Below are 380 nucleotides of genomic sequence, written 5' to 3'. Positions count from 1 at the left end.
GGATATCGCTCCGCGGCTAACCCGCCACGAAAGCGATATACGCGACCGGCGTCCCGGCCGGCGGGATCGGCCGTAGGCCCTTCATGACCAACTCGACGCCGTCGATGCCACATACAGCAACCGCCGCACATCGTGCCGATGCGGAGGCGCGCATGAGCGCGGCCCTACTGATGCCGCGCGAGCCGGTGCATGGGTGCGTTTGCTTCGGCCAAAATAGTCAGCGCTTGCTCGACTTTTTGAGCCGAGGCGTCAGTGCGCTTGATGTGCCGGATCATTTGCTGCCTCAGCCGCGCGAGCCTTTCGGCGCGATATACATCGCCGTATCTCGCAGTTTCAAGGTGGAGGGTCGCGAGCCTCATGGGCGACGATTCCGATTATCT

General features: G+C 62.9%; 1 protein-coding gene. It reads left to right on the top strand.

Features of this window, described 5'->3' with window-relative positions:
- Positions 1–152: 152 nt before the first annotated feature.
- A partial coding sequence (locus AC0L28_RS34780) for a hypothetical protein (RefSeq protein ID WP_287176647.1) occupies positions 153–380 on the top strand: 228 nt, incomplete at its 3' end.

The sequence above is a fragment of the Mesorhizobium sp. WSM4847 genome (genome assembly GCF_055811335.1).
Note: the sequence above shows the minus strand (reverse complement) of the source record. Positions and strands in the feature narration are given on the sequence as shown.